General features: G+C 58.0%; 18 protein-coding genes. 2 read left to right on the top strand and 16 right to left on the bottom strand.

Going from position 1 to position 20,080, the window contains the following annotated elements; genetic code table 11:
* Positions 1-56: 56 nt before the first annotated feature.
* The 9 genes from ACU18_RS03265 to ACU18_RS03225 all read right to left on the bottom strand — a co-directional run bounded on the left by ACU18_RS03265 (position 57) and on the right by ACU18_RS03225 (position 12,028).
* Positions 57-1,517, bottom strand: a complete 1,461-nt coding sequence (locus ACU18_RS03265) for a hypothetical protein (protein WP_050684101.1) — start codon at positions 1,515-1,517, stop codon at positions 57-59.
* Complete coding sequence (locus ACU18_RS03260) at positions 1,514-3,004, bottom strand: SCO6880 family protein (RefSeq protein WP_050684100.1); 1,491 nt, start codon at positions 3,002-3,004, stop codon at positions 1,514-1,516. The genes ACU18_RS03265 and ACU18_RS03260 overlap by 4 nt, the downstream gene beginning before the upstream one ends.
* Entirely contained in the window at positions 2,997-4,283 is a 1,287-nt protein-coding gene (locus ACU18_RS03255) for a type IV secretion system protein (RefSeq protein ID WP_050684099.1), read from the bottom strand. Before ACU18_RS03255 ends, ACU18_RS03260 begins: the two co-directional genes overlap by 8 nt.
* Before the next feature lie 141 nt (positions 4,284-4,424).
* The gene (locus ACU18_RS03250) at positions 4,425-4,724 is read right to left on the bottom strand and encodes a hypothetical protein (RefSeq protein ID WP_050684098.1); all 300 of its coding nucleotides are present in this window, start codon (positions 4,722-4,724) and stop codon (positions 4,425-4,427) included.
* Between the two features lie 412 nt (positions 4,725-5,136).
* Entirely contained in the window at positions 5,137-5,820 is a 684-nt protein-coding gene (locus ACU18_RS03245) for an HNH endonuclease (RefSeq protein ID WP_050684097.1), read from the bottom strand.
* A 142-nt stretch (positions 5,821-5,962) separates the two neighbouring features.
* Positions 5,963-7,465 carry an ATP-dependent nuclease gene (locus ACU18_RS03240; protein ID WP_050684096.1) on the bottom strand — a complete coding sequence of 501 codons (1,503 nt, stop codon included), beginning with the start codon at positions 7,463-7,465 and terminating at the stop codon, positions 5,963-5,965.
* A gap of 267 nt (positions 7,466-7,732) precedes the next feature.
* Positions 7,733-8,995 carry a protein kinase family protein gene (locus ACU18_RS03235; RefSeq protein WP_157407541.1) on the bottom strand — a complete coding sequence of 421 codons (1,263 nt, stop codon included), beginning with the start codon at positions 8,993-8,995 and terminating at the stop codon, positions 7,733-7,735.
* A gap of 262 nt (positions 8,996-9,257) precedes the next feature.
* Entirely contained in the window at positions 9,258-9,785 is a 528-nt protein-coding gene (locus tag ACU18_RS19535) for a C40 family peptidase (protein ID WP_157407539.1), read from the bottom strand.
* A 1,343-nt stretch (positions 9,786-11,128) separates the two neighbouring features.
* Positions 11,129-12,028, bottom strand: a complete 900-nt coding sequence (locus tag ACU18_RS03225; protein ID WP_157407537.1) for a sigma factor — start codon at positions 12,026-12,028, stop codon at positions 11,129-11,131.
* Positions 12,029-12,210: 182 nt separating this feature from the next.
* Here ACU18_RS03225 and ACU18_RS19530 point away from each other — a divergent pair, with 182 nt between their 5' ends.
* Entirely contained in the window at positions 12,211-12,534 is a 324-nt protein-coding gene (locus ACU18_RS19530) for an ArsR/SmtB family transcription factor (RefSeq protein ID WP_157407535.1), read from the top strand.
* On the opposite strand, the gene ACU18_RS19840 is transcribed toward ACU18_RS19530, so the two are convergent.
* Positions 12,488-12,814, bottom strand: coding sequence for a hypothetical protein (locus ACU18_RS19840; RefSeq protein ID WP_197273505.1), 327 nt, complete (start codon positions 12,812-12,814; stop codon positions 12,488-12,490). The two genes, ACU18_RS19530 and ACU18_RS19840, sit on opposite strands and share 47 nt — an antisense overlap.
* A gap of 353 nt (positions 12,815-13,167) precedes the next feature.
* Between ACU18_RS19840 and ACU18_RS20410 the strand changes: the two genes are divergently transcribed.
* Positions 13,168-13,452, top strand: a complete 285-nt coding sequence (locus tag ACU18_RS20410; RefSeq protein WP_082178157.1) for an ArsR family transcriptional regulator — start codon at positions 13,168-13,170, stop codon at positions 13,450-13,452.
* Here ACU18_RS20410 and ACU18_RS03210 read toward each other — a convergent pair.
* From ACU18_RS03210 to ACU18_RS03190, 6 genes are all read right to left on the bottom strand, one after another.
* Positions 13,421-15,073 (bottom strand): alpha/beta hydrolase, encoded by a 1,653-nt coding sequence (locus tag ACU18_RS03210; RefSeq protein ID WP_050684091.1) that lies wholly within the window; start codon positions 15,071-15,073, stop codon positions 13,421-13,423. The genes ACU18_RS20410 and ACU18_RS03210 overlap by 32 nt on opposite strands.
* A complete protein-coding gene (locus ACU18_RS03205; protein ID WP_050684090.1) occupies positions 15,070-16,086 on the bottom strand; it encodes a hypothetical protein in 1,017 nt (338 codons plus the stop codon). Before ACU18_RS03205 ends, ACU18_RS03210 begins: the two co-directional genes overlap by 4 nt.
* On the bottom strand, positions 16,083-16,574 hold the full coding sequence (locus ACU18_RS19525; protein ID WP_157407533.1) for a hypothetical protein: 492 nt from the start codon (positions 16,572-16,574) through the stop codon (positions 16,083-16,085). Before ACU18_RS19525 ends, ACU18_RS03205 begins: the two co-directional genes overlap by 4 nt.
* A gap of 445 nt (positions 16,575-17,019) precedes the next feature.
* Positions 17,020-18,762, bottom strand: coding sequence for an ABC-three component system protein (locus ACU18_RS03195; protein WP_050684088.1), 1,743 nt, complete (start codon positions 18,760-18,762; stop codon positions 17,020-17,022).
* Complete coding sequence (locus ACU18_RS20405) at positions 18,752-19,003, bottom strand: ABC-three component system middle component 6 (RefSeq protein ID WP_082178156.1); 252 nt, start codon at positions 19,001-19,003, stop codon at positions 18,752-18,754. Before ACU18_RS20405 ends, ACU18_RS03195 begins: the two co-directional genes overlap by 11 nt.
* Entirely contained in the window at positions 18,987-19,940 is a 954-nt protein-coding gene (locus ACU18_RS03190) for an ABC-three component system protein (RefSeq protein WP_157407531.1), read from the bottom strand. The genes ACU18_RS20405 and ACU18_RS03190 overlap by 17 nt, the downstream gene beginning before the upstream one ends.
* Between the last annotated feature and the right edge of the window lie 140 nt (positions 19,941-20,080).

The following is a 20,080-nucleotide window of genomic DNA, read 5'->3' as shown; positions in this document are numbered from 1 at the left end:
GGTCAACGCCCAGAGCCCGCCTGAGACCAAGGGACTGTTGCTACCCGTCCGCGTCCTCACAGGTGCATCCGGTCGTCGGTGCCAAAGACTTCCAACTCGTCCGTGGTCACTCTGTTGGCAACGATGAATGAACGGTTCCCCACCTTCCAGAGCCCGACGCCTTTGGGCAGGTTCTCAACATGCTCGCACTCAGCTTCAGTGAGACCCAGTGCTTCTTTGGTCAGGCGCATGGCATCATGCTTCTGGCGATAAATGATGCGCGTGTCCGCTTCAGTCAGCAGTCCCAAGGCTTTCTGACGATGCCCGCTTGTGCTGTCTCCGATCTCATTGAGGTCAGCAACCTTGTGCATGATGAGGAGGTTCGCGATCCCGTAGGTGCGGGCAAGCCGCCATTGCTCGCTCATCTTGGCCAACATGTAGGGATCGGCGAGCATCCGCCAACCTTCGTCGTACACCACAAGCCGTTTGCCGCCGTCGGGGTTTGTCACTGCAGCTTCCAACCAGGTGGCACTGCAGGCGGCAGCGAGCGACAGCGCTTGCTCGGAGGCGCCGATGAGCGCGGACGTGTCCATCACCATCATTGGCGCGTCGGCATCGAAGGCCACCGTGGACGGTGCATCGAACATGCCTTCCAAGTCGCCTGAGACTGTGCGCCGCAGGGAGTGACTCACCGCCGCTCCGCCGTCCTTGCCAACAAGGGCGAGCGTTTCCGCGGAAGGACTCAAAAGGTGGTCCAGGACCATGGGGAGGGTCGGCGTCGAGTTCTCCGCAGTGGTTTCCATGAGGGCCATGTCGAGGGCGGTGTGCTCAACGGGATGCAACGGTGTGCCCTGACGCATGAGAGACACCAAAGCCACTATCAGTTGCCGGCGCCGCTGCCGGACGACAGCCTTCCACTGGGTGTCCGAAAGTGAACTGGGCCGCGGACCTGCATCCAGAGGATTCACGCGAGCAGTGCGCCCAGGGCCAACAGAAATGACCTTGCCGCCAACTGCCTTAGCCACTGACACCCACTCACCCTTGGGATCCGACGCAACTGCCGCTTTCCGTCCCAACGTGATGGAGCGAGCAACCAGCGACTTCCCACACATCGACTTACCGGTGCCGACCGTACCAATGACGACGATCGAAGGGCCGCTAATGATTCCTTTGTCGTACAGGATCCACGGATCGTAGGAAAAGGCTCCCGAACCAAAGACGTCAGTTCCTATGTACGTTCCCTCGTGGCCAAGTCCTGACTCCGTGATGAACGGGTACGCCGCCGCGAAGGTCATGGTCGAGGCGCGGTGAGGTGCCGGCCGGAGTCTATGCGGTCCCCATAATGACTGCGATTCCCTGCTCCCCCAGTCGCCGCCGAGGCGCTCGCGGTCACCGCGCCGCTCCAAGGCTTCGTCAATCCGCTGGCGGAGTTTGCGCTTCTGTGGCAATGACTCAGCGGTTGTCGCCTTTCTGAGACTCTTGCGTTCGGCGCGAGTGCCCGACGGCGTATAGGTCACCTCCTGGTTCTTGAGGCTCATCGCAATCCCCTTCCCAGAGGCAGTCCACCGGCAATAAAGGCTGCCCACTGCTGCCCTGCCAGCAATCGAAGTTCAACGAATGCGCCCGCGGCTGCGGACTCGAGTTCGTGGCGGTGTCGGGCCAGATCCTCCAAGGACGCTGCGGTAATGGTCACGAAGGTGGTCGGACGTACATCGCCATGTCCGGCAACGATCTCTTCTTCCCGTTGCGATACTTCTTCTTCCTCGGCTCGCTGCTCCCTCGTGGTGGGTCGATCGAAGCGGGCGTTGATCCTTCGGCGCGTTTCGTGGGCTTCCTGGGCTGATCGGATGTCGCGCAGCGCCTCCAGGGTCGGCACAGCGCGAATCACCTGCGTGACTGTATGCCGGAAGTCCCCGACGTAAACCAGCGGGTGCAGGAAGCCGGGATACACCTTTTGCCGCGGCCATTCTGCGACCCAGAAAGTCTGGTGGAATCCGGAGTCTGTGCGGAGGTACGTCCAGTGTTCCTCGAGGGCCATTGGACTTGAACTCAGTCGCCGTTGCTTGCTCGGTTGGGAATCCTGCGGCTCACTGTCATTCTTCACCGACCCGCGGGAGACCGTTTCAGGATCAAAGGAACCCCTGAATACCTCAAGTAGTCGGGATTCCGAAAGCCACTCGTCCACCCGGACTCCATGAGTTGCCAGGGATGTAGTGATGGCCTGCACCTCCAAGCGCAGAACACGCTCCAGTCCGCCTGTGCCTCCGCCAGATTCCTTGATGCGCCTCCTCGACTTGGCCGTATCCACAACAACGGACAACAAGACGTCGTGACTCATGGCGGATCCAGCTGCGGCTATCAAGTCTTGATACGCCACCTCACCCCACGAATTGCCACCAGGATGGCCGCCCTTTTGCACGATGGTGTGGTCGTAGAAATCCTGAAGGGCGGACGAAGGATACGGAACCGTGTAGTCCTGCACGGCAATTCTTGCTATGTCCGATCGCTGGGCCAGTCCGGCCTGCACACGTGACCAAGCCTGGGCCGCCCACGCCTTGTCATCGTCGTCGAGGAGAGCGAATGACCTGGTGGTACAACGCAAGACGACCGTTGCTTCCTTGCCCTGAGGGTCGACGATGAAGCACTCTCCACGACTGGTCATCTGGAGCTTGAGGCTGCCGAGTCCACCTGGCAGCGCAAGCTTTCCCGCTTTCAGCGCCTTCTCGGGACGGGCGAGGTATCGGGTCTGCCCCAGAATCAAACGCACGAAGAACAGCGTGATGAGGCTGACCCAAATGGGATAAGGGATTCGAGCATGTTGCAGCACTCCCATCAGCATGAGCAGCAGCCAGATGGGACTCATCGTCGTCAGTCCGACCGGACCTCCCGTCGCCGAGGCAATAATCGCCGTGAGGACGCCGAGGGCCAGCAACCCGAGCTGGTACCACTTCAACCCCATGAAGATGCCGCGGCGCTCGTACCGGGGAAATTTGACGGCCTCAAGGGCGCGGGAATCGTCAGTCATGGGGTTTCTCCGGAGGGAAGTGCCCCTCAGAAGCCTTGGGCCTGATGGGCGGCAATTGGGATGTGGGCAGCGCGCTGCCGGGACTCCGCACTTCGGGCTGCCGAGGAGTCCTTGGGCGGTTTGACTTTGGCGGTCCGGCGGCCGGGTTCCGGGCTATCGGCGAGGGCGTCGCAGACGACCCCTGCTTGCTCTGCTCGGTGACGACCTCTCCACTCACCACGGCGTCCTGCCTTGCGGCGCCTCCGCGGGCAGAGTTTGCTCCGTACGATGCCGAAGCGTTTTCACCCGAGGTGAGTATCGGCGTCGTACTCGTCAGGCCGCGTGGCAAGGGCACTGAAGGTGGCAGTACGCGCGTGGGGATGTCCCTGCGACTTGAGGGGATTGGTCGAGCTAGCGACGATCTGCCCAACATTGATGCAATCGTCATGCCACCGAGTTGTCGACTGAACTGCCTGGAGACAACTCCGCTGCTGCGAGCAAGAACGTGGCCACCGCCAGCCGTTTGAGCCGCTGCTGCGAGTTCGCCACCCGCAAAGCTCACCAGCCTCAGCGCCATCAATGGCGCCCCGCAGGCAAGAACCATACCGACAGTGCCAGCCGCTAACCCGGCAAAAGACGTCGAGTCCGCAAATAGCTTGATCGCCGCCGCAAGAACTGTCGCCGCCAGCGGTTTCGCCAGCAAGAGCGCGACGACGACTTCGCACCACCGCCCAGCCCAGGCCTTTGACTTCTCCCAAGGCATCATCATGAGGGCGACCGGCGCGACAGCCGCGAGGACGGCGAGGGCGAACGTCCTGAAGATCATGGAGCACATGAGGATGAACGCCAGAATCCATACGACGATGACTGCCATGACGGTCACTATCGCGCCGCCGACGGCTCCGCCTTGATTGCCCGGCGCTAGCGAAATGACGTTCCATTCTCGCTCGGAGCCTTCCGGAGCCCGTTCGAATCCGAAGAGTCGCATGAAGACTACATACGGATCCGTCCCGATGGACTCCAAGAGAGCGGTCGACGCAGAGTCGGTCACTCGGGTGAGCTGCTGGACAAGGTAGACCGCCGCGGCAACCAAAGGTACCGCGGCTGCTCCCCCGACGAGAGCTCTGATCAGCCGGCGAGGTTGCTGGCTGATCAGTCCCGAGAGGAGTTGAAGGATCATCCCAACTACCAGCGGAGTCATCATCACGATGACCCACCAATTGGTCAGTCCGCCGATGGCGGCCCACTGCGAATCGTCGACTTCGGAGACGCTGAATGCCCCTGTGATGAACCCCCACATCCACGAAGCGATGTTCTGGAGTACGTTGGCGAAGATTGAAGTAATGGAACCTTGGACGCCGTCATTGGCTTGCGAAACCAGTCCGCAGCCAGGCGGCCACCAACCGTTGAGGTCACACTCGATAGGCATGATCGCGAGCGGCTAGAAGCCCAACGGAAAGGCCGTCTGAGACCAGAGTATGTATCCGTTGATCCCGCCCAGAATTGCAGCGACTGGGCCGGTCCACAGGAGGATTACCCCTCCGCCTGAGGCAAGCCGCGACGATTGGCTCAGCTTGCCTGCCAACAGCATCGCAGCTCCGATGATCGCCACGATTGCAATGACGATGAAGGCGCCGACGAGGATGCCACCGCCGATCTGCTTGAGGGACTCAAGAAAAGGAAAGTTCGCGTTTGGTGTGATCCCAGGATCCACCGCTGCCAGTACCATCTGGTGCTCCATCCAGTCGTCTTCCTATGGAATGAGCTGCTTGGGCTCACCACTTCATAGAGTTCCGGGGATGGAACGACATGATTGCCGGCTTAGTTAGCACGCGAATGGTCGCTCAAGTTGAACAGCAGTCCATGTCGGACGCCCGAACCATCGCCCTTGGAATGCGGGTACGCGATCCGGCCCCGGGACCGTCAGGCTTAAGATGCCTCTCAGGGGCAGTCAGTTCCATCGTGTGCGCCCTGGAAATGGCACAATGAATCGCCAATCCCGGTCACCCCCGAGAAAGTTCTAGTACAGAATTCGCCAGGACTCATCGCGTCCAAGGATGCACCTGTCGGAGTCATATGTATTTCCTCGGGCTACACGGCAACTCGCCGGACGCCGTTAGAGCCGAGTCGCGCTCCAGTCGAGTTTCTGCGTGTCAAGAGACCAGAAAGCGGAATCCGCCTCTACAGAACTCTTCTGAGTTCGCCGCAGCAGTAAGTATCACCGGTTTCCAATGATTCAGTCCGAAGCGCTGTTCGATGCTACGCGCTTCGCGCAACAGGTACTTTTTCACCGTACTCGCGCCGCCGTCGTCGAAGTAATCGATGATCGCACCATGCTTCTCTACCAGCAGCTCAGTTGCTTCCTCCGAGTAGAATGTCGCCAGCTGGAATCGGTCAAACTGCGATGCGAGAATTTGATAAGTCGGCTGACGCATTCCCGGGGCGCGGACCACTTGAAACGAAGGAAGAACCGCGTTGTCAATAGACAAGTTCGCGACGAGAAATCGCTCCGTCGTCGGAAGTACGTCGAGATAAGCGTGGATGAATGCCGGGTAACCTTCGTCGGTCCTGTAGTGCTCGTCTTTTCGTTTGTTGCAGACGCCGCACACGGGTATCAAATTGACCGTGTACGCGGCAAACTCCGGGAAAATCTGTTTGGGAAGGTAATGATCCAGCTCGCTCGTATCACGAAGTCCGCAGAGACAGCAGATCCGGCTGCGGGCTAGAATCTGGGCGCCATCTTCGCTCAACGCCCCAGACCTCAATATGCCGTAGTTCGAGCGAAGCTTCTCTGCCGTGTCGTCGACTTTAATTACGGTCGACAGGTTGACGAGCATACCTGCCCTATACGTTGAGTAGGCCGACAGGACCGTCCCCCGGGCTTCGGCGAGTACTTCTGCAAATCGGCGTTGACGGCCCGACAAGAGGCGATCATAGAGATCTTCTTCATCGGTCGCGGGTGGCGATAATGTTCGCATATTATCGCGAAGCCGCTTGTGTCCGGAGGGCCAGTGCTCGTGCTTGACTGCTGAGTCCTAAGGGAAAGAGAGCCTCCAGCGCATCAAGCTTCATCTCCGCGGCCATAGCGCGAATCACCGCTCGATAGTCCGAAACGGTGTTGTCGAGTCCAAATGCCTCGTGAGTAAGTTCCCCAAGTCCGGCGCCAAAGGTCTCCAGTTGAGGGTCAACCGTACGAACAGTGGTTCCGAACCTTTCGACGACCCGCACGTCTTTCGCCGGAACTTCCTGTAGCACGACGGGACTGTGTGTCGCGATGATCGCAAACGAGTCGAAGCCCTCCAGAAGTCTTTGGATTGCACGCAGGAGGGCTGCCAGGAGCGAAGGATGCAAATGCGTCTCCGGTTCATCTATCAGAATCAGCGAGCGGTTACGAAGGTGTGCCGCGAGCTGGACGACGATATTTATAACGATCTTCTGCCCAGCACTCAGCTTCCCTAGCTTCTCTGCCGGCAAGTGACCGTCCTCGAACCAGGCTGAGAGGTTCAGACCGGCCCTTCCGAAAGATGGATCCCTGTCTAAGTCAGCTAGTGCCTCCTTGAACGCTGTAGTCTCACGGCTGCATGCCGTCCAGAATGCGCTTGTAAGCTCGATATCAAGCTCTGCAATCGACTTCAACTGAGAACTGGCTTTGCCGTCTTCAAGTCGGCGAAGCCCGCAGTAGGTGTACCCAAAGTAAGTGGTCGATGAGGACTCCTCATCATCCGTAAAGGCCGTGTACTCGCGCCCAATCGCGGGGGGGAGCTCAAAGGTGTCGAACGCACTGTAGGACACCGCAACCACAGTGCTGAAGGTCGAACTACCGCTGGCAGTTCGATGCGTGATGTCCTGCCCAACTCTGCTTATCTCTCTCGCCACATCTGCTAGCAGGCGAGTCTTCCCCACACCGTTATAACCGATCAGCACCTTACAACGACCCGGTAGTGGGCCTGAGTCGTCGTAATCGAAGCGAATCTCCCCGTCGTGATCATCGCTGTGGTGAGCAAACGACACCACTCCGTTGGGTGCTGAGGAACCTTCGACCACTGCACGTCCATTCGCCAGCGTGTGCTCAGCTTGCCCGAACCTAAGTAGTGATACCTGCCAGCCCTCTTCAGACGAAAATGCCGACGCTATACCGCTATCCGTGGCCGCGTCACGGATCGATTTAAGAAACTCCGCGCGTTCGGTCTCCGCAAGCGAGGCCAGTTTCTCGTAGTACTCAACGTCCTGGCCGAGAGAACAGTAAGAACTGTCCAAGGCGTCCAAGAGCGCCCCGCTGAACGGTGTGAAACCGCTGGTCTGGCCAGCTTTCAGAATTTTAACGGGCCCAAGTTCAATGAGCTCGCCTTCGGCTGTGAGTAACTCTGCCTGGAAAAGCGTTTTGAACCCGAAGTCATCCCAATTGTCTTTTCGCAGGATGACGAGGCTCTCGTCGCGTAGGCTCTCGGGCCTCGCGAAACCTTCTACGACGCGAAATTTCATCTATGTCCTCCCAACGTGACGTTATCAAGAAGGAGCAGGACTAGAGAAAAAGATCGGTTATATGAACCAGTTGGTTCAAGATATGCGGCCCTAGGCACGCAATTCGTTGATTGCCCGACCTCTAAACCATTTCCTCTGCTGAAACCGAAACGCAACCAGAGCTAAGCCTGGCCGCCATCACGTCTGGAGCGCTGCAGAGCGGCGTGGGTGCTCCCGCTAGCATCGGCTTTTTGGTCGGGTCTCGAGCGCTACGAAGGTCTGCCTGAATTAAGCTGGAGCTTCGGCGATTTCCGCTTGACCCGTATCCTTGAGCGTCTGCCCTTCAATAGGTTGAAGCGCGCTAGATGCGGTGTCGGCTTGAGACGCAGTCACGGGGGCCTCGATCTTCTCGACGGCCCCTATGATCTCGAGAATCGACTGAAATCTGCGGGTTGGCTCCGGATCCACGCACTTAGCGACGATGCCTGCCACTTGAGACTTCCCACCGACGTGTTTTTGGCCTGTGAATATGAATTGAAGGATGAACCCCACAGAGTAGATGTCGTTGACGGCCGCGAAGTCTTTGAATCGGTCGAGCGCAGGGTCGAGCTTTGTTCCTTTTAGTTCAGTCTCGGTCCGGGTGAACTCGGATCCTTCACGCTTGGCCAAACCAAAGTCGGAGAGTTTTACAAGTACGGCGGATTCGGTGTAAACCCGAACAAGGACGTTGTTTACACTGAGATCCCGATGAAAGTGTCCTTTAGAGTGGATGTAGTTCAGACCATAGAGGAACTGCAGAGCGATCCGTTTGCGGGATGCGAGGCTCAGACTGGCCTTGTTATTTCGGCGTGACACGTATTGCTCCAAAGTCGAGTCACAATACTCCATCAAGTAGGAGCCATCAGCTTCGTTATATTTGTAGACCTCGAGAATGTATGGGAATTTCAGCTCCTTCATCAGTTCGAACTCCTGTCGGAACCGGGCCCGTTCGCGATTGTCGACTCCGGGTTTCAGCTTCTTGCGTGCCAGCGTGATGCCATAGGCCGGGTCTACAAACTTGTGAACCATGGCGAATGCCCCTGCACCAACCATCTTCAGCTCGACTTTGGCGCCCCCAGACACCGCCAGCGCTGTCTCTTTACGCCAGAGCATCGGCGCGTAAGGATCCACCTCCACCGGTGTGAAGCCCGGAGGAACGGGGCTGCCGTGGGACGGTTGAAGCCAAGTAGCCGCAGCTCTTAGAGTCTCCGCGTATTCTGGCCGGACTACGAGATCCTGGCCGACCATGCGCAGGGCGCGCAGCAACTCATTGACCTCCTGTATGAGGCCCAATAGCTCCCGCGAATCATCGGCGTTGTAGTGACCTTCTTGTCCATTAGGCGCCTTCGTGTTGAGAAACTTCAAACAGGCGTCGAGGCGCTCGTGTATCGAAGCGAAAGCCCTTGGTGCTACGTCCTCACGGCGATACACAAGTAGATAAGAATGGTCTATACGTGCGGAGTCGTACTTACGCAGAAATAATGCCAGGCGCTCCTCTTCAGGCGTTTTCACAGTTCAAGACTATGGTAGGAAATACAGCAGGGCCTGGGTTCGATGGGAGGTCGTCCCTCGAGTTTTCCGCCTTTGTCCATCCGTGGCGGGCGAGCGCAACCGAAGAAATTACATTTGCTTAGTGTTCTCGTACGGGGGACTTTGACAGTCCCGGGAAAGCTCGACGTGATGGAAGGAAATCAGTCAAGAACGGCTCGCGGTCTTGGAAATGCATGTTAGACGTGACGGGAAGCGATTCGTCCTACACGTCAAACGACGACATTCACGACAACAGGTTGAAGTACGCGGTACCCGGATTCCAGTCGATTGGATGCAGCAGCGTACCGACGGACGGGTTGAGCGCGCTGTACATCATTCCGTCGCCAGCGTAGATCCCTACATGCCCCCAGTTATAGGGCCCCTGAGGATTTTGCACCACAAGGTCTCCGATCTGAGGGGTATCGGTCATTCGTCCTACGCGCCACTGCTCCACACGGGGCAAGTCGATCCCAGCCTGCCGATAGATCCACTGCACGAATCCCGAGCAATCCCAGGCTTTGAACGCCGTTCCACCCCAGACATAAGCGCCGCCCAGGCCTGCCTGGGTGAAACGTAGAATGTCCTGCCTGATTTGAGGGAAGCCTTCTGGGGAGACCGAATCTGGTGGGCCGCTCTCCCCCGCGCTGCACGTCGGGAACGAGGTGGCACCCTGCAGCAGGTCAAAAATGGCTGTCGCCTGCGGCTCCCATCGAGCATAGAGCTCGGGAAACGCAGAGACTTGGACTGCTTGGGCCGCCTGCCCTTTGCTCATCGCAGACCAGCCTGGCACATCCAGCAAACCTCGAGGACTGCCTTGATTCGGTCCAGATGGTCCTCCATAGAACGCCCGTGCGTTGTAAGAAAGATCCATCAGCTCTGCAACGGTTCCCCATCCAGCCGCTGGCCGCTGCTGTGCCGAACCTACTGAGTCGTGGTCACTCCCAACCCCGTCATGTGGAAACTGAAATGACGCAGGGACATTCGCATTGGCGAGCATCCGGAGGGTCGACTCCTGGAGAGACATCATAATGGCGATCACCATCGCCTCCCGAGGAACGCCAAGTTGCTTCCCGACGGAAATGTACCCCTGCGCCACAGCAATCTGCCCTGCGGAGAGTCCAAGGGCTTGACCATCCGGCCGAGATCCACTGTCGCCGAGGACGCTTTGTGTTACAGCGCCGCTACTCGACACACACCCGACAGGTGATTCCGGCTTGTCGCCTGCCAAGGCTAGAGCGACGGCGCCGACAACAACACCAACGGAAAGCACGATGACGAGTACGACGGCGATTGCAGCACGTACGAGCGTTCGGCGCCTGACTAGGGCCATCGCCACAGCCGGATGCGGCATCAGTAGACGATCCGGCTAGTCGAGGCATAGAAGCCAACCAATTGGCATCTATCAGGCGGGGCGGTTGCTGCCGGCGGGCAATTAGCCATCACGCTGACCGGCGCTGTGTAGGAATTGCTGCTACTGACTGTCTGGTCGACGACCTTGAGTCGAACCGTACAGACATGCAGCCCCGCCCATGGAGCCGGATGTTCGCGAACTTTTACGAGTTCGTTGTCGCATGCCATGGATTCGAACGTTGCCTCCCTGTAGGCACCTTGGCCCGCAAGCGAAGCGAAGGACCCCGCGTTTATGCCCGTTGCCTCGAACTCTTGGACCAGCACGGCCAACGGATTTGATCCGTCGGGGAGGACGAACCACCAACCTCGAATTCGAGCGTACACATCCGAATAGGACGAGCTTCGGGTGTCCCAGCTATAGATGGCCTCTGCGGCCGCGGAAGCAAGTGCGCGATAGTCGGCTGTGACAGGCGGAACGGACGCAGGCACCTTAGTGAGTAGAGCTGACCTCGTTGGTTTCGCCGTAGGCGTCGGGGAAACACTCGGCAGAGTCCGCGGCGACAAAGATTCTGCCGATGGAACACCCAAGCCGTTCCTAGATGCGGACTCCCGCGGCACGATCAGAACGAGGATGAGGGCGCCTAGGATAGCCGTCAGTGCCAGGCCAAACATCCACCGACGAGTCCGTCGCCCGCGCCAAAGGGACTTCACCATGTCTGCCTCCTAAGCCGGTCCATGGCTCCGCTCGCCAATGAGCAACATGACTCAAACAGCCGAAGTCATGGAACTGCGAATGACTCTCCATGCCGTTTGGTACAGGCGACGGGCCGTGCCGATTTGAACTGCCACATATCGATCAGTCACTTTGAACTCCTCGGCAACAGCGGCGATGGCAACCTGCCGTTCGACGCCGTGATGTTCAGGGAGAACGATTGCTTCGGCCACTCCCCGCAGCAGCGGACTCGGCAGACAACCAACGGCGTGCCGGCACAGACCTGGCATGTCGTACACGGCTTCAGGATCTACATCCAATGCTTGGCTTATCGTCTTTGCAGTCTGCCGAACCACCGTGACCGCATTCCAGCGGCGACGGTCTTGCGGCGACGGAGGGGCGTATCGTCGCGGCTCGGTAAGGCTGCCCACCGCGAGGCGCCATACCGGAGCCGACACGGCGGCCCGAGTCAGCCCAAGAACCATATGGGCCCATTCTTGGTCGATGATCTCCTCGGCATCGCGGTAATCACGTGAGACGACCAGAATCGTTAGCTGCTGAACAAGCCCCGGACTCTCACCGTTGCCAAGATCCAAAAGTAGCGGCAGCGTCTTGTGGCCGAGTTCCCTGCGGACGTGCGCTGCGCAGACATTCCCGGCTACGCCTTGCACCCAGGCCCCGAACGGAACTCCAGGGATCTGTCGGTAATTTCCGCGTGCCACCCCGTCCCAGACAGCCATCCTGATGTCTTGCATGACATCGTCCACATCGCACGAGCGGCCGATCCGGGTCAGGTGCGAGATGACGTAGCGACGCACGCCTTCGACTGCTCCCATCATTTGGTCGACGGAAACTCGCAGGGTCGGTGTCACCGGATTCAGCAGCGAAATGTCCACCGAGGATGGGTTTGAGATCTCTATTTCAGCATTGCCCGCCAGGTGTTCCAGGCTCATGGCTCTCACCGCTTCGACTAACGGATTCGAATATCTCCAGCGCCACCAGACGTGGTGACTCAACGTGGCAGTGACGACACTGACCACAACACAAGCTTCTAAAGAGTATTGTCGAAGATAATTAAAGTATCGTCAAGATCCCAGTTCTTACTTTTTGCATGTTGTTCAGCAAGAATGGAGCCATGCCACGGATCACGCAGCCTCACGACGACGCCTGGTCACCTGACGTTGAAGACGCCGTGGCAACGTTCGGGAACCGCTCCCGGAATGAGATTCTGAGATTCCTGACGGCAAACGGTCCTGCATCTAGAGGGGACATCGTCGCAGCGGTCAGCGCCGGCGAACCCAGCGTCGCCAAACACCTCATTGCCCTTGAACAGGTCCGCGCGATTGAGGTCGATGTGGAAGCCGGGCGGCGGCATGGCCGCTCTCCTCGCTACTCGGCCAATCCTGCCCGCATCAAGGAGTTGCTGGACGCCCATCTTCGGTATGTCTTGGAGGAGTAGCCGCGGCCCGCTCGCCATTCGGGTGCAAGCCGATGTCTTTGTTCAGATACTCGGTGATGGCACGCAGCGTTTCCGGCGAAACGTCGCCGAGCGTCCTAACGGCGAACGTCTTCACTCGCGCCGCTCTCAGAGACTTCACGAACTCCAACTGTGAATCGATGCGGTCGGGAATGTCGCCTTCGACGCCGTTCAGCAGATAGGAGGGATCGACGTCGAACATCTGGCAGATAGCGGCCAGCAGCTGCGGATCACTGACCAAGCGCCCAGTTCCATCCTTCATGTAGAACCATCTGGCCCTGGAGATCTTGATTCCTCGAGCTCGGAGTCCAGCCTCAATCTCCCTGAAAGTAACTGGGGACCCCCTCTCGGCCACAACTACGTCAAGCAGCAGATTTAGTCGGCGGGCGAGGGTCGTCTGTGGTGACAACTCGCCGTTGCGGCTAGCGTCCTTTGCCGGCATGCTCCACTGCCTCGTTCCAATAGAAATACGCTGCGTTGCCATCAGTATTCCGCGAGCGCAGTGACTAAACAATCAGCCCCACCTCGAATCTAGTCCGCTGCCTACAGGAGGCGTATCCTGTTGCTGTAGACCCGTCTACAGCAAGCATCCCCCAAACCTGAGCCGTGGTTTGAATGTCGACATCCATCTTGATGAACCGAAGACGGAGCCAGATCCTTCGCTTCCTCATCAGAAGTGGGCCATCGACCCCTGACGTCTTGGCGTTAGGACTTCAGGCTTCTCGAGCGACGGTTCGGCGTCATCTCCTGGTCCTTGAGTCTGCTGGTTACATTCAGGCTTTGGCCGACGAGCGTTACTCCGCTCACGCCTCATTCGTCGAGTGTCAGCTAATCGACCTAGCGGCCCAGTACTCAGTGCAAATGCCTCCTACGACTGCGCTCCCGCTTGTTCAGGACTAGAGCCAGTCAGCGGGAGACCGTAGAACCACTCCTCGACCGATCGCTCCCACTTTTCTGGGTCGACATTCCACTCCAGAGAGTGGCCCACAGACTCAAATTCCACCAATCTGACTAGGTCCGGCCTCAGGCTGGCAGCTTTCTTGGATGCTTCGAAGGGCGTTGTGTCGTCCTTCTCTCCATGGAGTACGAGGACCGGTTTGTTCAATTCAGTTGCTCGCGCCAGCCAATCTAGGGAATCGAGACTTATCGGTGCAGCAAGGCCGGTCACCCACCGAAGGGCCTCGGACCGGAGAATGGTGAAGCCTAGGTGCACAAGTGGCCGAGGAAGTCCGGCCGCCTTGGCATTCGCTGCCAGGGTCGTTCGCCAGTTGAACACCGGCGCGTCGAGAACCATCCCGGCTACTCGCGAGGAACTCGGCGACAGGGCCGCTGCTTGAAGGGCGATGGAAGCGCCCAGTGACCACCCAAAAAGGACAATGCGTTCAGCGCCATTGGAAATGGCGTAATTGATGCCGGCCTCGACGTCGCGCCACTCAACTTGGCCGAGGTTGTAGCGGCCATCATACGACGGCGGTGCGTCGCCATCATTGCGGAACGAGACAACCAGCGACGTCAGTCCCAGACGCCTTGCGACCGGTATGCCGCGAAGAGTGCCCGCCCTCTTGCCACCCATGCCATGGATGTGGATGGCCCAGGCACCGGATGCTTCAACACTGGGGGGCGGATCGAACCTCCAAGCAGGGGCGATACCATTCTCGACGGGAATCTCAACGTCTTCATACGGCACACCAAGTTGCTCAGGTTTCGAGTAAACGTACCCACTCCAGATCCCAGCGCTGGCCAGTTTGAGGTCTCCCGAGTCCACTCGCTCAACCGCCCGGGTTACTGTGCTTCGATCGTGGTTCGACTCAACGAACGACCCTAGACATGCATGACCTCTTCCTTGGTCAAACCATAAGCTGTATCGTCCCGGCGCTCTCGTTTGTTCCGTAGCGGGGAGTTCGATTTCTAGAGATCCGTCTCCATTGGTGTGCACGGCCCGAACGTCCAGACCCTCACGACGGATGTATTTTGGCACTACGACTTGACGAGCGAAGTACGCTGCACTGGCGACGCCAGCAAGCAAAGCCCCGGATGCAGCAAGAACTCCAACCGTTAAGGCCCTACGACTGTCACTGTCGGCATCGTCCATCCCCTGAGCTCTCTTGCGTTCGTCGATCACTTGGCGGAGCCTCACCAGGGTTTCCGAAGAGATCCCCTGCAACTGACGAGCGGCGAAGTTCCGCACACGTGACTCACGCAGGGTACGGAGAAGTTCCAGCTGAGAGTCTACGAGCTTTGGTATCTCCCCGGCATCGTCCAAGAGGTAATCACGGTCCACTCCAAAGAACTCTGCAAGGTTGCGAAGCGGCACGGGATCGGTCGCCAACGAGCTGTCCCCGCTGCGCATGTAGGCCCAGCGGGAGCGGGACAGCGGCGTTCCACGCTGACTCATATGCCGATTGATCTCGGGGTAGGTCAATGCCTCCGATCCCTCGGCCTCGTAGAGGTCAAGAAGAAGATTGAGCTTTCGTGCCAATCTGGTCTGCGGGGTCTCGGAGGAATTTGCATCATCCGTCATGTAGCCCGCTCCCCCTTCCGTCGACGCACCGGTAATTGGCCCACGAAAGGTCCCGCCAGGTAGCTCTCAGCAGCGTTCAAGACGTTGAGGTCGTGGATGTCCAAGGAGCTGCCTAACCCGGGCTCGACCAACAGTGCGTCCTGTACTTCAACAAGCATTCTATGGAGCTTTTGGGCTTGGTCCTGTTGGCTGGTCACTTCGGTGTCTCGCACGAGCCGAACGTCTTGCCGTTTCTTGGTGGTCTTTTCCCAGATTTTCGAGAGGCCACTGACCAATTCCTCCTCAGTCACCGATTCCCTACGGCGTAGGACTCGACGCGCGACGGGCGGGATGGCCAGACCTACGCACAGGAAAGTCATGGCGGCAACGACCGCCGCATCATAAATGGGCGAGATCGCACGCATAGCATCCAGGCGCCCTTGCAAATGCAGGATGTCCATGACGAGCACCAGCAATACAAGGAGAACGGCAAAGCTACAGCCAACCCCGATGCAGGTAAAAGCCGCGCGGAAGTAGGGCCTCGACATGTCGCCACGAAAACGGAAACAGGTAACTCCGGTAACGCTAACCACGTAGCCGATATAAACGAACTGCACGGATGAGTAGACGGCAGCAGACCACTGGTCACCGTAATCCACCATGAAACGAGTGGAACTACCCCGGGTGACGATTGCACTAAAGCTGGCTGCAAGGCCCACGATCACAACGGTCAAAAGAATCAAGCCAAGAGTGTCTCGTTTCTCTACCGTCTCGTCTGATGTCGCCGCACGAATGATTGCCCGCGAGAGAAAGTAGATCCCAACGACCATGGAGACATTGGCCGCGAGGTCAACGAAGTTACGACCACCCAACAACGAATCCATGCCTGCATAGACCTGGTCGATGTTGAGCGTCAGAGCGACTGAAATCGTGATTGCGGCCGTCAACACGCTGTGATCGCGGCGTCTCCTGATTCCAGGGAGGAGACAGATGACGAGTAGCCAAATCAGAGCTGCAGCCACAATCTGGATCATTCGAAAACCCTCTCGAACGATCTTGGCTCCCTGGCGCTGTTTCTGATTGCCGCAGCAAATAGATCCGCCAGCGATTCGGCGGCGGCTTCCAAGTCATCGGTGAAGCTGCTTCGGGCGAGTACGCGAGAGACAAGGCCTGGCGGGAGGTTCGGGAAGAGGACTTCTATGTAGTCTGCTGGGACGACTAGTTCATCGTGCCTCAAGACCATGTGTCCGAGTTCATGCAGGACGAACTGTTGTCGGTGCAGCCCAGACGGACTGACGGCATGCAAGATTATCTCTACTTCGTCTGTGGATAGCCACAAACCGCAGATCGATCCTCCGTTCAGCGCCCGGGCAGCTTCGATTTGTATAGGCCGATGCCGGACGCCTTCGACCACTTCGACGAGTCGTTCCAGGTTCAGGTGGGTCGGGAGCGTCAGACTGCCGAAAGCTCTCGCGGCGCGTTCCGCCGGCGATTGTCCTGAGGGATATGGGTTGTTGTTCATGGCATCCCCAGTGATGGATTCCCCTGGTTCGTCGTGCTTCGAAGCGGACGGAGCTAGCAGCGCACTCGAACCCTCAAATCAATTGAACGCCCGAGCTCTGGACATGTCCAGAGCCGCTGGCATGCGCGGCGTCGAACGGCGGCTCCTCCAATATTGTTGACGTGATTTAGGAAGCAGAACGTCCTGGTGCAATCGGCCTTCTGCCTCACGGCGCGCCCGCCGGTTGCGTTCAGCAGGAGGAGCGCCTCGCCAGGAACGCTGTCATCAACTCGGGCGGGACCCACGTTGAATTCGCGATGCAATGCAACACCCAGCTCGCAGACTATCGGACTAACCAAACGGCCAACATGCTTGAGTAATGGTGTTTGAGTCGACGTCGGTAAGGCGACATTTGCATCCGCACGACTACTGCTCTCAGGTCTTGAAGACTTGCAGCAATTCGCCGCTATCCAAAGCGGAACCCGAATAGTCCTCCAGTATCTGACTCGTCGGTGAGCCGTGTTTCCAAGATGTACGGAGCAGCGTCAAATGCTCCCTCGCTCTGGCTTTCTACCGTATCTAAGAAGTCAGAATTTAACGTCACAACGTACTGGAAGCCACACTGTTCAGCCAAACGCGCTCCAATGTTGAGGCATGAAGCCACCTGTCGTCCATCGATAGCATCAAAGAGGTGGCTATCGTGAACAAGGATGCGGGGTGCCCGCTCGACGCTGATAGCTGCCATCGCGCAGACAATATCTAAAATGAACGTCTCAACGCTCAAAACGCCCACGCTTGCATCGCCGGATATTCGGGGCTTAATGCTTAGAATGCCCTTAGTAGTCGGTGAGATGAGGAGAGAAGCCTCCCGATCTGTGTAGATCTCTGCCCCCAGGGCGCCGAACAAGGCAATCGCATGGTCAAGGCTCTCTTCGCGCTCATTGAGCTCGGATCTAACGGATGTGACCAGCTCGGCGGTCTTGAGCTTAATGGTCTCATTGATGGTGTTCACGGAGTTGGCCGTCTCCAGTCGCCGCTCGAGATCCGCGACGCCGGCATCCTGTTTCGCGAGGTCGCGTTGAGCAGTCAAAAACGTGTCGAGCGCTACGGTTTCCTGGAGAAGTTTCATCACCTTTGAACGCTGATCGTCGGACCGCCTACGCTCAATGTCGATTGCAGTAAGCCTTGCCGCGACGTTTTCGTGTTCCTGTTCCAGAAACAACCGCCTGTTGCGTACGACCGACTCGTGGAATGCGGCCACCTCTTCGTAACGCCGCATAACCGTCTCGGGCAGAACGAGCCCAATTTCGGCATATACCCGAACCAGCTTTTCTTTCACTCCTTCTGAGTCGCCAGCCCCTGTTTCGTCCAGCAACACGGCCTGCAGTTCACCATTCCGCCGCTGTAATGCCAGGGCTTCGTCGTTGAGTTGCTGGATAGCGCCGCTTAACCCATCCGCTTCCAGCTGGTGTTCAGCGTACTGGTCGTCCACTTTGAAACTCCGGAGGGCATTCTCCATGCGATCGCGCTGACGTCGGGCAGTCGCAAGCTGGGCTCGGAGTGTTGGTTCATCGAGGGATAAGTGGGTAAGCGCGCCCTCCTTTACCGCACTTCTGATCGCCTTCCCCTGTTTGTCAAGCCTGTTGATCCCGCCAGCACCGGATAGAATTTCGGGCGAAAGACCCAACATAAAGCCCAGCCTGACACCAGACTCCCAATCAGCCTCAGCTTGGTGTGACTTTATAGGGTTGCCAAAGTAGCTTCTAATGAGCTGACCCCAAAGGAGGCCCACGGTGGGGCGGGTGGCTTCCTTCGGTATGTGAAAGACTCTGTCCGAGAGCAGTGCCCGCCACTCGTCGACGTGCAGGTCATCGGTTTCAAGGCCCGACCATCCTGATACCTTGAGCCGAGTCGTGGGAGAGACTGGGCGCGTCACCACGACGGTGTCTACATCACCCTGCGATAGGCCCGGGAGCGAGAGGGTTGCCGTGAACGAGTGCTCACTCAATTCGACCGCCTTGAATTCCGACGGCAAGTCACCGCCCAAAAGATATCGCAGGATCTTAACGAAGCTCGTCTTACCTATGCTGTTTCGACTATCACCCTGATTAGAAAGATCCGTGCGATCAGCAACAAGGATATTTAGACCGTCGCGAAAGTGTAGACTTTTGAACCGGTTGTCGGAAGCAGTCAATTTTTCAAGAAACATTGGTCCGCCTAATGTATCCGTTTTCGTTAACGTCGATAAGCTTGATCGTGTAAAGGGTTGAAAGGGCGAGCGAGAACCAGTCAAAGGTGACGCGAGTCCCACGCAGCGACGTGCGAGGTCGTGCGTTGTAGGCGTCCCAGAGCGCTGAGACAGTCATAGGCCCTCGCAGGTGCGCCAAAATTTCGGATCCTACTGTTAGCAAAGCGCGCTCAGGGGAAACACCTTTAGTCGGAAGCAGCACTAGAAGTCTCCTGATCCCCCAGGTCGTCTACCGGCGTTTCGAAGATATGACAACCATCAAAGAAGTAGGAGACAACTGAAAAAGCGGCATTGGCGCGGCGCCCGTCCATTCGGAAGTTCGGGCCTGCCACGAAGACGTAGAGCCTCTCCAAGATTTCTGCAGGTTTCCCAGTGACCTCCCGCGCTTCCTGATAAAGCGCCCGGAATCGTTTGGCGTGTCTGTCGGCCAAATTAGGGTCGGACGACTCTTCATACCAACGTTCAATCCTGGGAGCGAGTAACCGGCCAGCATTAAACTCGATTCGGCTCGCCTCCGGCAGTTGATTGAAATCCATTTTATCCGAGGGCACAGGGAGCACTTCTCCGACAAACTCAAGCTCCTGATCGGTTGACCCAAGTGAATCGAGCAAAGGGAGCAGATCCGCGAGTTCCACGTGCTCGACGCCGGGCGCTCCAGGGAAAAGTGCATTGAGAGTCGCAAAGTCATATTCGCTGACCATTTTGGACCAGAGGTCTTCAGGTTTGACGACTCTTATCACGATCGGACGCGCCGATGCAGGACCATAGGCCTGCTGGAGATCCATGACCGCTCTGGATGCTAGGGGGCCCACTTGGGCGTTGGTGACAAACCGCCACACCTGGAACGTGGCCCACTCAGCGAAACCTCGGGCAAAGTCCGTTTTGATCTTATTAGCGAGTTCCCGTTCCGCGTTCCGTCCCGGGCGTTGTCCATAGCAGGCGTAGAAGATAGTCCCTGACTCTGCCAAACCGTCGCAGCCGCCATCACCGAGAGTTCCTGATGGGGCTGGATTCATGAAATCGTCGTGAAATAGACCCAAGATCTTGGAGACATAATCTTCAAAAGCGGTTCCCGACTCGAAGCATGCTTGCTGGTGACGGAAGTGATACCACTCGCGCCAGTTGGGCGTCAGTAGCATGCATCCCCCAGGTCTCCCGCCCCTCGCATTCGCCGAAAGGTCGTCTTTAGTTTCATCAATACTATCTTCGTTGGCACGACAACGACCTGCGACCCACCATGCTGGCACGCCAAGCGGTTGCATCGCCGCCTCCGTGCCAT

Source organism: Arthrobacter sp. ZBG10 (assembly GCF_001238605.1).
Classification (GTDB): domain Bacteria; phylum Actinomycetota; class Actinomycetes; order Actinomycetales; family Micrococcaceae; genus Arthrobacter.
This window is presented reverse-complemented; position numbering and strand designations above follow the sequence as displayed.

Excerpts from the sequence above, each read along its gene's own strand:
- ACU18_RS03255 (WP_050684099.1), bottom strand. The coding sequence starts at position 4,283 with ATGTGGGGGTTCATCACAGGGGCATTCAGCGTCTCCGAAGTCGACGAT.
- ACU18_RS03225 (WP_157407537.1), bottom strand. The coding sequence starts at position 12,028 with ATGAGCCTGGAACACCTGGCGGGCAATGCTGAAATAGAGATCTCAAAC.
- ACU18_RS03240 (WP_050684096.1), bottom strand. The coding sequence starts at position 7,465 with ATGAAATTTCGCGTCGTAGAAGGTTTCGCGAGGCCCGAGAGCCTACGC.
- ACU18_RS03195 (WP_050684088.1), bottom strand. The coding sequence starts at position 18,762 with ATGTTTCTTGAAAAATTGACTGCTTCCGACAACCGGTTCAAAAGTCTA.
- ACU18_RS19530 (WP_157407535.1), top strand. The coding sequence starts at position 12,211 with ATGCCACGGATCACGCAGCCTCACGACGACGCCTGGTCACCTGACGTT.
- ACU18_RS03190 (WP_157407531.1), bottom strand. The coding sequence starts at position 19,940 with ATGCTACTGACGCCCAACTGGCGCGAGTGGTATCACTTCCGTCACCAG.
- ACU18_RS19525 (WP_157407533.1), bottom strand. The coding sequence starts at position 16,574 with ATGAACAACAACCCATATCCCTCAGGACAATCGCCGGCGGAACGCGCC.
- ACU18_RS19535 (WP_157407539.1), bottom strand. The coding sequence starts at position 9,785 with ATGAGCAAAGGGCAGGCGGCCCAAGCAGTCCAAGTCTCTGCGTTTCCC.
- ACU18_RS03205 (WP_050684090.1), bottom strand. The coding sequence starts at position 16,086 with ATGATCCAGATTGTGGCTGCAGCTCTGATTTGGCTACTCGTCATCTGT.
- ACU18_RS03265 (WP_050684101.1), bottom strand. The coding sequence starts at position 1,517 with ATGAGCCTCAAGAACCAGGAGGTGACCTATACGCCGTCGGGCACTCGC.
- ACU18_RS03260 (WP_050684100.1), bottom strand. The coding sequence starts at position 3,004 with ATGACTGACGATTCCCGCGCCCTTGAGGCCGTCAAATTTCCCCGGTAC.
- ACU18_RS03245 (WP_050684097.1), bottom strand. The coding sequence starts at position 5,820 with ATGCTCGTCAACCTGTCGACCGTAATTAAAGTCGACGACACGGCAGAG.
- ACU18_RS20410 (WP_082178157.1), top strand. The coding sequence starts at position 13,168 with ATGTCGACATCCATCTTGATGAACCGAAGACGGAGCCAGATCCTTCGC.
- ACU18_RS19840 (WP_197273505.1), bottom strand. The coding sequence starts at position 12,814 with ATGAAGGATGGAACTGGGCGCTTGGTCAGTGATCCGCAGCTGCTGGCC.
- ACU18_RS03250 (WP_050684098.1), bottom strand. The coding sequence starts at position 4,724 with ATGGAGCACCAGATGGTACTGGCAGCGGTGGATCCTGGGATCACACCA.
- ACU18_RS03210 (WP_050684091.1), bottom strand. The coding sequence starts at position 15,073 with ATGACGGATGATGCAAATTCCTCCGAGACCCCGCAGACCAGATTGGCA.